Genomic DNA, 13256 nt, shown 5'->3' on the forward strand with positions numbered 1-13256 from the left:
TGACCGGGTGGTGAACTTTGGTCGGCGCCGAGGAGAACCTTAACGCGTACGACGGAGCGCACCGACCCGGGCGAACCCGGGACCGGTGCGCTCCGGGCGGCTACTTCTGGTTCTCGTAGGCGTCGCAGACCTCCTGGGTGGGGCCGTCCATCTTCAGGACGCCGCTCTCCAGCCAGATGGTCCGCTCGCAGGTGTCTCGGATCGAGCCGATGGAGTGGCTGACCAGGAAGACCGTGCCGGCGCTGTCCCGCAGCTCCCGTACCCGCTGCTCGCTGCGGACCCGGAACTTGCGGTCGCCGGTGGCCAGCGCCTCGTCGATGAGCAGCACGTCGTGCTTCTTCGCCGAGGAGATGGCGAAGCGCAGCCGGGCGCCCATGCCGGAGGAGTAGGTGCGCATCGGCAGCGAGGCGAAGTCGCCCCGCTCGTTGATCCCCGAGAACTCGATGATCTCCGGTGCCAGCCGCTTGACCTCCTCCGGCGGCATGCCCATGGCCAGGCAGCCCAGCACCACGTTGCGCTCGCCGGATAGGTCGTTGAGCAGGGCGGCGTTCACGCCTAGCAGGGACGGCTGACCCAGCGTGTAGACCGCGCCCCGGGCCGGCGGGAGCAGCCCGGCGATGGCCCGCAGCAGGGTCGACTTGCCGGAGCCGTTGCTGCCGATCAGGCCGATGGCCTCACCCTGGTAGGCGGTGAAGCTCACTCCCTTGACCGCGTGCACCTCACGGATGTTCGGCGCGCTGGTCCGGGACACGATGCGCTTGAGGGCGGAGACCGGGCTCGTGCCCCCGGTGGCGCCCTTGTGGATCTTGTAGATCACGTGCACGTCGTCCACCACGACGGTGGGGACCCGTCCCGCGTCCACCACGGCGTTGCCCGCCGGCTGGGTCTGCTCAGCCACGGCCGTACTCCTCTTCTCCGCGCCAGAAGTAGACGAATCCGCCGATGCCCATGACGACCGCCCAGCCCAGGGCGAGCAGCCAGAGCCGGCCGGGCGAGGTGACCAGGTTCTCCTGGTTGGACTCGAGCAGCGCATGCCGGGCCAGCTCGATGAAGATCAGCGGGGGGTTGCACTCGAGCAGGTTGGCGGCCCAGTTCGGCAGGTGCTCCCGGAACAGCGAGACCGGGTAGAGCACGCCGGAGGCGTACAGCCAGGTCCGCATCACGAAGGGCATGACCTGCTTGAGGTCGGTGACCTTGGCGCCGAGCCGGGCCATCACCATGGTCAGCCCGACGTTGAAGATCGTCTGTAGCAGCAGCACGGGCACGATCAGGAACCAGCGGAAGGTCAGCGGCTCACCGGTCACCAGCACGATGCCCGCCAGCACCACCATCGACATGAGCAGCTGCTGGAGCTGCACCAGGGTGACCGTGATCGGCAGCGCGGCCCGGGGGAACTGGAGGGCCCGGATCAGGCCGAGGTTGCCGGTGATCGCGCTGGTGCCGTTCTGCACGGCGGTCTGGGTGAACATGAAGATGAACACGCCGGTGCAGAGGTACGCGATGAAGTTCGACACGTTCCGGTGCTGGGAGAGGATCACGCCGAAGATCAGGTAGTAGACCGCCGCGTTGGTGAGCGGGGTCAGCACCTGCCAGAGCTGCCCGAGCTGGGTGTTGCTGAGCGAGGACGCGACCTTCGCCCGCGAGTACGCGGTCATGAAGTGTCGGTACGCCCACAGCCGGCGGGCGTACTCGGCCAGAGGCGGGCGTTCCCCGGCGACCCGCAGCCCGTACCGCTGGGCGAGCTGGGCCCGGGTCAGCCCGGATTCGGGGTCGGCCACCGCGGTGTTGGCCATGGTCAAGGCGCTCCGATCTTTCGTGCCGATGGGGAGCTGGGATGTGTCGCGGCGTTGAAATCTAGCGTGGCCGGCCGGGGAGGGTGCCTCGCTGCTGCGTGGAAGGTAGTCCAAAACACGTCGGGACGCAACCGTAGCGTCGTTGCGCTACATTGTCCCACGTGACGACCGAGAAGAGGCGTGCCCCGGCCGGCGCGGCGGTGCTGCGCGGGGAGATAACCAGTGCCATCCGCGCCGCCGTGATGCAGGAGTTGGCCGAGGTCGGCTACGGCCGCCTCTCCATCGAGGCGGTGGCCCGCCGGGCGGGGGTCAGCAAGACCGCGATCTACCGCCGCTGGCGGTCGAAGCTCGACCTGGTGCTCGACATGGTCTCGGCGGCGGCCGGGCGCAACCTGCCGCTGCTGGACACCGGGAGCCTCCTCGGCGACCTGGAGGTCCTGCTCCACGTGATGGCCCGCGCGCTGCGCCACCGGCTGGCCTCGCAGATCATCCCGGACCTGCTGGCCGAGGCGGCCCGCAACCCGCAGATCGCGGAGAAGCTCCAGGCCGCCCTGGACGACTACCAGCAGGCCGTCGGCCGGATCCTGATCGGCCGGGCCGTCGAGCGCGGGGAACTCTCCCCGGACACCGACCGGCGCGCCGCGGTGGACCTGATCGTCGGTCCGGTCTACTGGCGGATGGCCATCTCCCGGGCGCCGCTGGAGCTCGAGGAGGTGCCCCGACTGGCCTCCGCGATCGTGGCGGCCCTCCGGGTAGCATGCTTGGGGCCTGTCCGCGACGAGGTGGAAGTCTGACCCCCGGGTCCCCGGCGCGGTGTGCCAGTCGATCATGAACATCAGGACACAACTGGTCGGACAATGGTTGCGACCGGGTTGTTTCCGGCAGCAACCGCTACCATCCCCCCAAACCGTCCCCCGAATTGAGAACCGTGTCGACAGGAGGAAGCCCCATGGTCGGGCCGCACCCAGAGTTCATTCCCCCAGCACGACCGATCATCGGTGAGGCCGAGATCGAGGCGGCTGTCCGGGTGCTGCGGAGCGGCCGGGTCGTGCAGGGCCCCGAGGTCGCGGCGTTCGAGGAGGAGTTCGGTGACCTGGTCGCCGGCCGGCACTGCGTCGCCGTCAACTCCGGCACCTCGGCGCTCCAGCTCACCCTGATGGCGCTCGGCTTCGGCCCGGGTGACGAGGTCATCGTGCCCTCGTTCTCCTTCGCCGCCAGCGCCAACGCCGTCCGGCTGGTCGGCGCCGAGCCGGTCTTCGTGGACATCGAGCCGGGTAGCTTCTGCGTCGACCCGGAGGCGGTCGCCGCCGCGGTCACCCCGCGCACCGTCGCCATCATGCCGGTCCACCTCTACGGCCACCCGGCCGCCATGGACCAGATCATGGCGATCGCCGAGCGGCACGGCCTCGCCGTGGTGGAGGACGCCGCCCAGGCGCACGGGGCCACCCTGCACGGCACCCCGGTCGGCGCCTTCGGCACCGCCGGCTGCTTCAGCTTCTACCCCACGAAGAACATGCACGCCCTGGAGGGCGGCATGGTCACCACCGCCGACGCCGAGCTGGCCCGCACCCTGCGGCTGCTGCGCAACCAGGGCATGGAGCAGCGGTACGCCAACGAGATCGTCGGCGCCAACATGCGGATGACGGACGTGGCCGCCGCCATCGGCCGGGTGCAGCTCACCCAGCTCGCCGAGTGGACCGAGCAGCGGCGGGCCAACGCCAAGTTCCTCGACTCGAAGATCACCGGGATGGTCACCCCGCCCGTGGCGGACGCCGCCAAGCACGTCTACCACCAGTACACGGTGCGGGTGCAGGGCAACCGGGACGCGGCCATGGCCCGCCTCACCGAGCTGGGCATCGGCAACGCGGTCTACTACCCGACCCCGATCCACCGGCTCAAGCCCTACCTGGACTCCGACGGCAAGCCCGGCCCGTGGGACCTGCCGGAGACCGAGCGCGCCGCCGCCGAGGTTGTCTCGCTGCCGGTGCACCCGTCGCTGAGCGCGGCCGACCTGGAGCGGATCGCCGAGGGTGCGAACCTGGCCGGGGGTGCCCGGTGAGCCAGAGCCGCAAGCTGCGCGCCGGCCTGATCGGCCTGGGCGCGATGGGCCGCAACCACGCGCGCGTGCTGTCCAACCTGGACGGCGTCGAGCTGGTCGGCGTGGTCGACCCGGCCGGCGACGTGACCGGAACGCTCCGCGCCCCGGTCGTTCCCGAGCTGTCCGACCTGCTGGCCCTGGGCGTCGACTACGCGGTCGTCGCCTGCCCGACCGCGCTGCACGAGCGGATCGGCCTGGAGCTGGCCGCCAACGGCGTCTGCGCGCTGATCGAGAAGCCGCTGGCCCAGTCCGTCGAAGCCGCCACCAAGCTGGTGGAGGCGTTCGAGTCCGCCGGCCTGGTGGCCGGTGTCGGGCACATCGAGCGCTACAACCCGGCGCTGCAGAGCCTGCGTACCCGGCTGGAGGCCGGCGAGCTGGGCGAAATCTTCCAGGTCGTCACCCGGCGCCAGGGCCCGTTCCCGCACCGGATCGCCGACGTCGGCGTGGTCATGGACCTGGCCACCCACGACATCGACCTGACCGCCTGGGTGACCGGCCGGGAATACGCCTCCGTGTCGGCCCGGACCGTCTCCCGCAGCGGCCGGCTGCACGAGGACATGGTCGCCGTGGTCGGCCAGCTCTCCGACGGCACGATGGTCAACCACCTGGTCAACTGGCTGAGCCCGCTCAAGGAGCGGTCCACCGTGGTCACCGGTGACAAGGGCTGCTTCGTCGCCGACACGCTCACCGCCGACCTCACCTTCTACGCCAACGCCGCCATCGACACCGAGTGGGAGGCGCTGCGCGCGTTCCGCGGCGTGGCCGAGGGCGACATGGTCCGGTACGCGATCCCGAAGCGGGAGCCGCTGCTGGTCGAGCACGAACGCTTCCGCGACGCCGTCGAGGGCAAGCAGAGCGACATCGTCACGCTGCGGCAGGGCCTGCGTACCGTGCAGGTCGCCGCGGGGCTGCTGGAGTCCGCCTCGGACGGCAAGGTGGTGTCCGTCGCGCCGAGCGGCAGCGACGTGGAGTCGGCACTGCGATGAGCCCGGCGCCGGTGCGGCGGACGGTCTCCGCGGTAGGACGGCGGATCCCCCGGCGGTGGCGCATCGCGCTCCGCCGGGCCGCCGCCGGGGACCGGCCCTGGGAAACCCCCTCGGTACGCGAGGTGTGCGAGCTGCCCGCCACCACGCCGTTGCTGGTGCACGCGGGCGGGATCGCGGACGACCGGGCGCTGGGCCGTGTCATCGACGCCCTGGCCCGGTTGCCGGAGTTCCACCTGGCCCTGGTCCGAACCGACGCGGAGCAGGCGGCCGTGCGGGAGCTGGTACGCCGCGCCGGCAAGGCGCGACGGCGGGTGCACGAGGTGCCCCGGCCCCGCCGGCTGACGCCCGAGTTCCTCGCCTCGGCGGATCTGGCCGTGCTCGGGTTCGCCGAGGCCGGGGGCGAGGCGCCGCTGGTGCCCGCCGTGCTCGACGTGTACCTGGCGGCCGGGCTGCCGGTCGTGGCGGGCAACACCCGCGCGGTGCGGGAGCACCTCGCCCGCCGCCGCGCCGGCGAACTCTTCGTCCCCGGTTCGGTCCCCTCCTTCGCGAAGGCCGTCGAGCGGGCGTGGGGGCGCGCGACGGACGAGGCGGACCGGACGGACGAGGCGCCGCCCGTCGCTCCGGTCGAGGCCGGCACGCCGGGCCCCTGGCGGGCGCTCGGCTCGGCACCGGTCCGACTCGGCCTGGGCACCGCCAACTACGCCGGTCAGCTCTCCGCCCTGGCGGTCGCGATCAGCGCCGCCCGCCCGGACGTCGGCATCGAGCTGGTGGTCGCCAAGCCGCCGGCCACCTTCCGGCACCCGGCGGACCTTTACCTCCACTTCCCGGCCGAGCACCAGCTGGACGTGCAACTGGACCGCATCCGCCGGGTGCTCGGTGGCTACACCCACCTGATCGTCGACGCCTTCCGCCCGGTGCTCGGCCGGGTCAACGGGGACGACATCGCGGCCGACCTGCCCGCCCTGCGCCGGGCCCGGATCAAGGTCGCGCTGCTCGCCCACGGCAGCGAGATCCGCCATCCCGGCGCACACCTGGAGCGGCACGCCGAATCGGCGTTCCGGGACGCCCCGGACGACCTGCGGGAGCGGCTCACCACGGTGGCCGAGCAGAACCGGCGTACCGCCGAGGAGAGCGGCCTGCCGCTCTTCGTGACCACCCCCGACCTGCTGGACGACGTGCCCTTCGCCACCTGGGCGCCCCTGGTGGTCGACGTGGACGGGTGGGCCTGCGACCGGCCGGTGCTGGAACGGTCCCGGCCCGTGGTGCTGCACGCCCCGTCCAACCGCTGGACCAAGGGCACCGATCGGCTGCTGCCCGCGTTGCAGGAGCTGCACGACCGGCGGATCATCGAGTTGCGGCTGGTGGAAGGCCTGCCGTACACCGAGATGCGTCGATTCGTGCAGGACGCCGACATCGTCGTCGACCAGCTCGTGATCGGCAGTTACGGCACCTTCTCCTGCGAGGGGATGGCCGCCGGGAAGGTGGTGGTGGCCTACCTCAGCGAGGGAGCGCACCGTGCGGTCGGCGTACGACCACCGATCGCCAACGCCACGCCCACCACCCTGGTCAAGACGATGGAGTCGCTGCTCGACGACCGTCCCGCGGCGATCGCCCTTGCCGCCGAGGGGCCCCGCTACGTCCGTGAGAACCACGACGGCAGGCGAACGGCGGAGGTCTTCGACGCCTTCCTCCGGTGACCGGCGCCGGTCGTGCCGACGACCGGCGACCGCGATCCGGGCCGCCCCTGCCACACCCCGTCAACGAGGAGAAGCACCCCATGCAAGCTGTCCCCCGTACCGATGCCCGACCGACCCGGGGACGGGTGGTGATGCTGGTCGACAACGGGGTCCACGGTGACTCCCGGGTGCAGAAGGCGGCCCGGTCGGCCGCCGAGGCCGGGTGGGAGGTGATCCTGGTCGGCATCCTGAAGGGCGCCGCCGCGGAGGAGAACTGGCGGATCGGCGACGCCGAGGTGCGCCTCATCAGGGTGCCCCGGCGGCTCCCGCACCCGGTCACCTACCGCCGCGCCCTGCTGCGCCGCCCGCTGGCCTACAAGCCGGGGCCCGTGGCGAAGCGGAGGCTCAACAAGCTCAGGGCCCGGCGGGACGACCTCAACTTCCAGCTCTCGGAGATCAAGGTCGCGCGGCGCGAGGGCGGCCCGCGCTGGGCGGAGCTGGCCGGCAAGGCCCGGCTGGCCACGCCGTACTTCGTCAACAAGGCGATGTTCCAGTGGGTCAAGCTCCGCTCCAAGGAGCTCAAGCGCCTCCAGGAGAGCCAGCAGGACCCGAACTCCCGGCTCGACCGGGCCGCCCTGCGGTTCTGGCAGGGCCTCCAGGGTGACCGGGCCTGGCGCCGCCTGGACCCGGAGCTGTGGGACTTCGAGCTGGCCTTCGCCCCGGTCGTGGACGAGTTGGCACCGGACCTCATCCACGCGCACGACTTCCGGATGCTCGGCGTCGGCGCGCGCGCCGCCATGCGGGCCCGGGCCGGTGGCCGGGACGTCAAGCTGGTCTGGGACGCCCACGAGTTCGTGCCGGGCATCATCGGCCGGCCCACGAACCTGCGCTGGCTGCCCGCCCAGATCGCCTACGTGCGGGAGCACGCGCCGTACGCCGACGCCGTCATCACGGTCTCGTCGACCCTGGCCGACCTGCTGCGCGAGACGCACGACCTGCCCGAGCAGCCGGGCGTGGTGTTGAACGCCCCGCCCGCGGCACTCACCCCGGAGCAGCGGGCCGTGCCGGTGCCGGACATCCGGGCGCTCTGCGGCGTCGACGCGGCCACCCCGCTGCTGGTCTACTGCGGCGGCATCAACCCGTCGCGCGGGGTGGACATCATGATCCGGGGCCTCACGCAGATGCCGGACGCGCACGTCGCGCTGGTGTCGCTGCACCCGAACGGCAAGGTGCCGATCATGTACGAGCTGGAGGAGCTCGCCGCCGAACTGGGCGTGGCCGACCGGGTGCACCTGCTGCCGTACGTGCCGCACTGGCAGGTGTCCGCCTTCGTGGCCCCCGCCGATCTCGGCGTCATCCCGATCCACCACAAGCCGAACCACGAGATCGCGCTCATCACCAAGTTCTTCGAGTACGCCCACGGTCGGCTGCCCATGGTGGTGAGCGACGTCAGGACCATGGCCGAGGCGACCCGGGCCACCGGCCAGGGCGAGGTGTTCCGGGCGGAGGACCTGGACGACTACCTGCGCGCGGTGCGTGCGGTGCTGGACGACCCGCGGCGGTACCGCGCCGCGTACGACCGGCCGGGCGTGCTGGAGCAGTGGACCTGGGAGGCGCAGGCCCGGGTGATGGACGAGGTCTACACCCGGCTGCTGCCGGACCACCCGAAGGCGGTCGCCTCGACGGATGCCGCCCCGACCGTGCCGGCGCAGCGATCGGCCGTGCCGGTCCGCTGACCGACGACGAAAGGGGCCCGGCCGGTCGGCCGGGCCCCTTTCGCGTTCGCCTCCGCTGCTCCGTCGGCGGCGGGGCGGTTCAGTCGTCCAGCAGCAGCCGGTCGTAGCCGGTCTGGGTGACGGTCCAGTCCCAGGTCTTCAGGACGTGCTCGGACGCGGCCCGACCGGCCTCCGCCCACCGCTCCTCGGTGGCCGTGGCGGCCAGGATCCGCTCCGCGGCCTCCTCCGGAGTGGCGGCCACCCAGTCGGCGGGGAAGAGCGTACGGGCGCCGTGCGTCTTCCCGGCGAAGAACGGCCAGTCCCGGACGACCGGCACCGCCCCGCTGGCCGCACCCTCCACCAGGCCGCAGTGGAAGCTCTCGCGCACCGAGGTGCTGAGGATGACGCCCACCTCCTGGAGCGCCGCCGGGACGTCGTCGGTCTGCCCGTACCGCCGAACGGCGCCGAGCGGCTCCAGTTCGGCCAGGTCCTTGCTGAGCAGCTTGCCGTAGTCCTTGGCCGGCTTGCTGGTCCGGTTGTTGAAGTCGCTGCCGATGAGGGTGAGCCGGTAGCGCTCGTCCCGCTCGCGCAACCTCCGGAGCACCTCGATCGCCCAGCGCGGGTCCTTGGCCACGGAGCTGAACCCGACCATGCCCAGGGTGAACCGGGCGTCCGCCGGCTTCGAGCGGGGGTACCGCTGCAGGTCCATCGCGTTGTCGATGACCCAGAGCCGGGGACCGTCGGCCTCGGTGAGCTGGGGCAGCACCGCGGTGGACAGGTCCTTGAGGTGCTCGGAGACGAAGACGACGTCGTCGACCCGGGAGAAGTCGACCAGGTGCGGCCAGAAGTTGAAGGCCTCGAAGCTGTGCAGCCGGACGATGATCCGGGCGCTACCCGGGTCGTGCAGCGTGAACAGCGCGGCGGTGGCCTGGCACCAGTCGACGAAGACGGTGTCGGCCCAGTCCAGGTGCGGCCGCAGCCACTCCTCGATCTTCGCGCCGTACGACGACTCGCCGGCCAGCAGGTGCTCCATCACCGCGCTGCCGCTCAGGGCCAGCGGGCGGGTCACCGGGTCGTCGTAGAGGTCCAGGAACCGGACCTCCACGTTGGGCATCGCCCGGTAGCGCTCGAGGATCTCCTGCAGGAAGTTGTCGTTGATCAGAGTGGTGACCAGCAGGCGCAGCGGCCGGTCGGTGGGCACCGGAGCGGCGGGGGCGAGCCGCCCCCGCTTCGCGGACAGCTTCCGGGCCGCGGTGCTCTCCCGGAACGGCGCCAGGAACGCCCCCGGGTCCTCGCTCATCGGCGAGGTGAGCCGGTCGAAGTGCAGCACCCGGTTGGAGGCCAGGCTCCACGCCCTGGACACCGCCGCGGCGGCCTTCTTGCTGTCCCGGGGGAGCAGGCTGTCCGCCAGCGTGAGCTGGGCCCGGATCGCGTCGTGCAGGCCGGTCGGCACCCGGCCGAGGGCCAGCTCCGCCTGCGCCGCCTTGGTCAGCACGTCCGCGCGGGTACCGGCGCTGTTGATCCGGTTCGCCGCGGCGGAGGCGGCGCGGGCCGCGACGGCCGGCCGACCGGCCTTGACCGCGCTGTCGTGCAGCCGGACGGCGAGCTTGCTGCGGAACCGGTCCGGAACGCGAGGAGCCGCCACGGCGTGGGTCCAGAACCAGGCGCCGGCCGGGTTGCTCATGACCGTCTGGCCGGTGGCCTTGCGCAGGGTGGTCCGGACGGTCTGGACCGCCGCCCGCCGGGCTCCGCGGGCGCCGATGCCGGCTGCCGCCGCCACCTGGCGCTCCAGCCGCCGGCCCACCGACTCGGTCCGCCGCGCGTCGAGCGCCTTCTGCGCCGGCACGAGCCCGTAGTAGGCGCCGGCCCGGGTGTTGCGCTGGGCCATCTCCCAGACGGCGTGCACGGCCCGGGCGTCGAGCGCCACCAGGAGGTCCGCCGCGCGGTACCGCTGCCGCAGCCAGCTGTTGTGCCGGGCGTGCAGCCACACCTTCCGGTTGGCCGGTGCGCGGCCGAGGGCCTTGCGGAGCCGGGCGTCCCGCTTCTCCCCGGGTACGGCGAAGGTGCGCACCTCCGCCAGCGCCGGGTCGATCGGCAGGTCCGCGCTGTTGAAGAGGCAGGCCACGGTGACCCGGGCGCCCCGGCTGCGGAAACGCTCCAGCGCCTCGATCAGGACGGCCGGCTGCTTCGGCGCGGTGGCGGCCACGATGAGCACGGTGGTCACGGTTGGACATCCTCCGTCGAAGCGGCCACGGCCGGGGTGGAATCGCCGGCCGTGGTCGGCCGGACGAGCTCGGTGAGGTGCCGGACGGCGGGGCCGAGCACGGCCGGGCGGGCGAACCGGCGGGCGAGTTCGCGCGCCGCCCTCCGGTCGGCGTCGGTCGCCTTCAGGGCCATCCGGGCCGCCTCGCTGAAGGAGTTGGCGAGCCGGTGCGGGTCCAGGCCGACCGCCCCGGTCCAGAGCGGATGCCCGGCCAGGATGTTCGCCGCGTCGTGGTCGACGTCGTGGGCGGAGAGCACCGGCAGACCGGTCGCCATGAACTCGTACACCTTGCCCGAGGTGACGAAGCGGCCGCCGACCAGCATCAGGACCAGGGCGTCCCACGAGCCGTAGGTCGCCGCCAGGTCGGCCTTCGGCACCGGGCCGCCGAAGCTGACCCCGTCGGCCGCGGCCTCCTTGAGCAGGTCCATGTGGCGGTTGGCCTCGCGGGCCGGACCCGCGCCGATGTGGCCGCGCACCTCGAACCGGGAGCGGGCGACCACCGGGTCGTCCCGCCGGGCGATCCGCCAGCCGTCGAGCACCGACTCGAGGAAGGCGGGCGTGAAGTTGACCGAGCCGAGGTAGCCGAAGGTGAGCCCGGCGGCCGGGTCCGGCGAACGGCCCGTGACGTCGGGCAGGCTGTCCTCGTCGTAGCCGTTGCGCACGACGTGCACCCGGTCGGCGAGGTGCGGGTAGCGCTCCCGGTAGAAGCCGGCGATCGGGTCGTTGACGCACCAGACCGCGACGGCGTGCTCGAGGACCTTGGACTCCCAGCGGCCGGAGACCGAGTCCCGGGTGAACGCCTCACCGCCGCCGATCACGTCCAGCGACCAACCGTCCCGGAAGTCGATCGCGTAGGGGACCTTGTGCTCCTCCCACAGCTTCCAGGTGGCGGCCAGGTTCACGTACGGGGCGCAGGAGGCCAGCAGCAGGTCGGCCGGGTGCTCACGGTGCACCCGCAGCACCGCCGCCTCCAGCTCGTACCGCCACCCGCCGAAGACCGGCTCGGGGAAGACCTTCTGCTCCCGCTGGCGCAGCCGCTTGATCCAGCCCGCCGGGTCGAGCGAGCGCTCCTCGGAGAAGGCCCGGATGTCGGTCTCCAGGTCCTCCCGGATCAGCGGCAGCTCGACCACCTTGACCCGCGGGTCGACCTTCTCGGACAGCGTGTGGTCCAGGCCGTACTCCCGCTCCCAGGCCTCCTGGCAGATGGTGATGACGGTGATGTCCCAGCCCAGGGCGACGAACTGGTTCGCCGTCTCGCGCAGCCGGTACGCGCTGCTCTTCGCCGCGGGCGGGAAGCCGATCGCCAGGTAGATGGCGTGCGGCCGCGACCCGCCGCCGGACCGGGGGAGGGGGACAACTCGATTGCTCATCGCAGGTAGCCGATCGTGAAGAGGGGACGTGCCGTCATGCCAGGTGCCGGCGCAGCGTCTCGGCGACCCGGTGGGCGGCCCGACCGTCGCCGTACGGGGTGCCGCGGGGCGCCTCCGGGGCGGGACGGGTCGCCGTCGTCGCCCACTGCGCGCCCAGCTCGCGGGGGTCCGGGACGAGCACGTTCCAGCCGTCCGCGAGGGTCTCCACCCACTCTGTCTCGGTGCGCAGGGTGGTGCACGGGCGGTCCAGCAGGTAGGCCTCCTTCTGGAGGCCGCCCGAATCGGTGACCACGCCGACGGAGCCGAGCACGGCGGCCACCATGGCGGCGTACGGCAGCGGACGGCCGGCGTGCAGCGAGCCCCGGGACAGCTTCAGGCCGTGCTCCTCGGCTCGGGCGACCAGCCGCGGGTGGGCCAGCAGCGCGACCGGCACGGGCAGGTCGGCCAGCGCGTCGAGCAGCGTGGCGAGCCGCTGCGGGTCGTCGGTGTTCTCCGCGCGGTGCAGGGTGGCCAGCAGGTAGGGGGCGTCCGGGTCGATCCCCTCGGGCAGGGCCGGCCGGGGCCGGCCGCCCTGCGACACGTCGTCCCGGACCCGCAGGCAGACGTCCACCATCACGTCGCCGACCAGGTGTGAGCGGGAGGCCAGGCCCTCGGCGGCCAGGTGCCGCATCGCCTCCTCGGTGGGAGCGAGCAGCAGGTCGGCGGCGTGGTCGGTGAGCACCCGGTTGTGCTCCTCCGGCATGCGCCGGTTGAACGAGCGCAGCCCGGCCTCCAGGTGCGCCACCCGCAGGTGCTGCTTCACCGCCGACAGCGTGCCGGCCAGGGTCGAGTTGGTGTCGCCGTAGACCAGGACCCAGTCCGGTCGCTCGGCGGCGAGCACCGGGTCCAGCGCGGCCAGCGTGGTGCCCGTCTGCACACCGTGGCTGCCGGAGCCGATGCCCAGGTGCACGTCCGGGTCCGGGATGCCGAGGCCGGAGAAGAACACGTCGGACAGGTCCGCGTCGTAGTGCTGACCGGTGTGCACGATCACGTGCTCGCACCCGTCCTCGGCGAAGGCCGCGGCGATGGGCGCCAGCTTCACCAACTGCGGTCGGGCGCCGACGATGCTGACGACCTTCACTGCGTGACTCCTCGTGATCTGCGACGGGGACTACGGGCGGACCGGGGGCCGCCGCCTGCGGCGGGGGTGGGGGTGCTCACCGGGGGACGACCACGGCGGACGACCACGCCCGCCGACGCCGCGGAGACGTCCCTGCCGACCGCGGGAGCCCGGGTGACGGGCGACGGCACTTGGAATAGTAGTGCCCCGAGCGGCGCCCGGGCACGGACGCGGCCGTCGCCGGGCCGGGATGGTG

At 72.6% G+C, this 13256-nt stretch carries 10 protein-coding genes; 5 read left to right on the plus strand and 5 right to left on the minus strand.

Annotated features, from left to right (window positions below; genetic code table 11):
- Nucleotides 1-100: 100 nt before the first annotated feature.
- Both AC0OLQ_RS11105 and AC0OLQ_RS11110 read right to left on the minus strand, forming a co-directional pair.
- Entirely contained in the window at nucleotides 101-898 is a 798-nt protein-coding gene (locus tag AC0OLQ_RS11105; protein WP_357333126.1) for an ABC transporter ATP-binding protein, read from the minus strand.
- Entirely contained in the window at nucleotides 891-1793 is a 903-nt protein-coding gene (locus AC0OLQ_RS11110; RefSeq protein WP_357333125.1) for an ABC transporter permease, read from the minus strand. Before AC0OLQ_RS11110 ends, AC0OLQ_RS11105 begins: the two co-directional genes overlap by 8 nt.
- A 161-nt stretch (nucleotides 1794-1954) precedes the next feature.
- On the opposite strand from AC0OLQ_RS11110, the gene AC0OLQ_RS11115 reads away from it, so the two are divergent.
- The 5 genes from AC0OLQ_RS11115 to AC0OLQ_RS11135 all read left to right on the plus strand — a co-directional run bounded on the left by AC0OLQ_RS11115 (nucleotide 1955) and on the right by AC0OLQ_RS11135 (nucleotide 8289).
- Nucleotides 1955-2587, plus strand: coding sequence for a TetR/AcrR family transcriptional regulator (locus AC0OLQ_RS11115; protein WP_484531251.1), 633 nt, complete (start codon nucleotides 1955-1957; stop codon nucleotides 2585-2587).
- Nucleotides 2588-2742: 155 nt separating this feature from the next.
- Nucleotides 2743-3852 (plus strand): DegT/DnrJ/EryC1/StrS family aminotransferase, encoded by a 1110-nt coding sequence (locus AC0OLQ_RS11120; RefSeq protein WP_357333123.1) that lies wholly within the window; start codon nucleotides 2743-2745, stop codon nucleotides 3850-3852.
- On the plus strand, nucleotides 3849-4877 hold the full coding sequence (locus AC0OLQ_RS11125) for a Gfo/Idh/MocA family protein (protein ID WP_484531252.1): 1029 nt from the start codon (nucleotides 3849-3851) through the stop codon (nucleotides 4875-4877). Before AC0OLQ_RS11120 ends, AC0OLQ_RS11125 begins: the two co-directional genes overlap by 4 nt.
- Nucleotides 4874-6574, plus strand: a complete 1701-nt coding sequence (locus tag AC0OLQ_RS11130; RefSeq protein ID WP_484531253.1) for a glycosyltransferase — start codon at nucleotides 4874-4876, stop codon at nucleotides 6572-6574. Before AC0OLQ_RS11125 ends, AC0OLQ_RS11130 begins: the two co-directional genes overlap by 4 nt.
- An 80-nt stretch (nucleotides 6575-6654) precedes the next feature.
- A complete protein-coding gene (locus tag AC0OLQ_RS11135) occupies nucleotides 6655-8289 on the plus strand; it encodes a glycosyltransferase family 4 protein (protein ID WP_484531254.1) in 1635 nt (544 codons plus the stop codon).
- A gap of 79 nt (nucleotides 8290-8368) precedes the next feature.
- Here AC0OLQ_RS11135 and AC0OLQ_RS11140 read toward each other — a convergent pair whose 3' ends face one another.
- Genes AC0OLQ_RS11140 through wecB form a run of 3 tightly spaced genes read right to left on the minus strand, consistent with a single transcriptional unit; the run spans nucleotide 8369 to nucleotide 13021 of the window.
- On the minus strand, nucleotides 8369-10492 hold the full coding sequence (locus AC0OLQ_RS11140; RefSeq protein WP_484531255.1) for a glycosyltransferase: 2124 nt from the start codon (nucleotides 10490-10492) through the stop codon (nucleotides 8369-8371).
- Nucleotides 10489-11901: a glycosyltransferase family protein gene (locus AC0OLQ_RS11145; protein ID WP_357333118.1), complete on the minus strand. Its 1413-nt coding sequence runs from the start codon at nucleotides 11899-11901 to the stop codon at nucleotides 10489-10491. Before AC0OLQ_RS11145 ends, AC0OLQ_RS11140 begins: the two co-directional genes overlap by 4 nt.
- A 34-nt stretch (nucleotides 11902-11935) precedes the next feature.
- The gene (gene wecB / locus AC0OLQ_RS11150; protein WP_357333117.1) at nucleotides 11936-13021 is read right to left on the minus strand and encodes a non-hydrolyzing UDP-N-acetylglucosamine 2-epimerase; all 1086 of its coding nucleotides are present in this window, start codon (nucleotides 13019-13021) and stop codon (nucleotides 11936-11938) included.
- Nucleotides 13022-13256: the final 235 nt, after the last annotated feature.

This window comes from Micromonospora sp. Utrum1 (assembly GCF_057197805.1).

Bases quoted from the DNA above. Each gene is read 5' to 3' on its own strand.
- AC0OLQ_RS11110 (WP_357333125.1), bottom strand. From the start codon at position 1,793: ATGGCCAACACCGCGGTGGCCGACCCCGAATCCGGGCTGACCCGGGCC.
- AC0OLQ_RS11120 (WP_357333123.1), top strand. From the start codon at position 2,743: ATGGTCGGGCCGCACCCAGAGTTCATTCCCCCAGCACGACCGATCATC.
- AC0OLQ_RS11130 (WP_484531253.1), top strand. From the start codon at position 4,874: ATGAGCCCGGCGCCGGTGCGGCGGACGGTCTCCGCGGTAGGACGGCGG.
- AC0OLQ_RS11135 (WP_484531254.1), top strand. From the start codon at position 6,655: ATGCAAGCTGTCCCCCGTACCGATGCCCGACCGACCCGGGGACGGGTG.
- AC0OLQ_RS11145 (WP_357333118.1), bottom strand. From the start codon at position 11,901: ATGAGCAATCGAGTTGTCCCCCTCCCCCGGTCCGGCGGCGGGTCGCGG.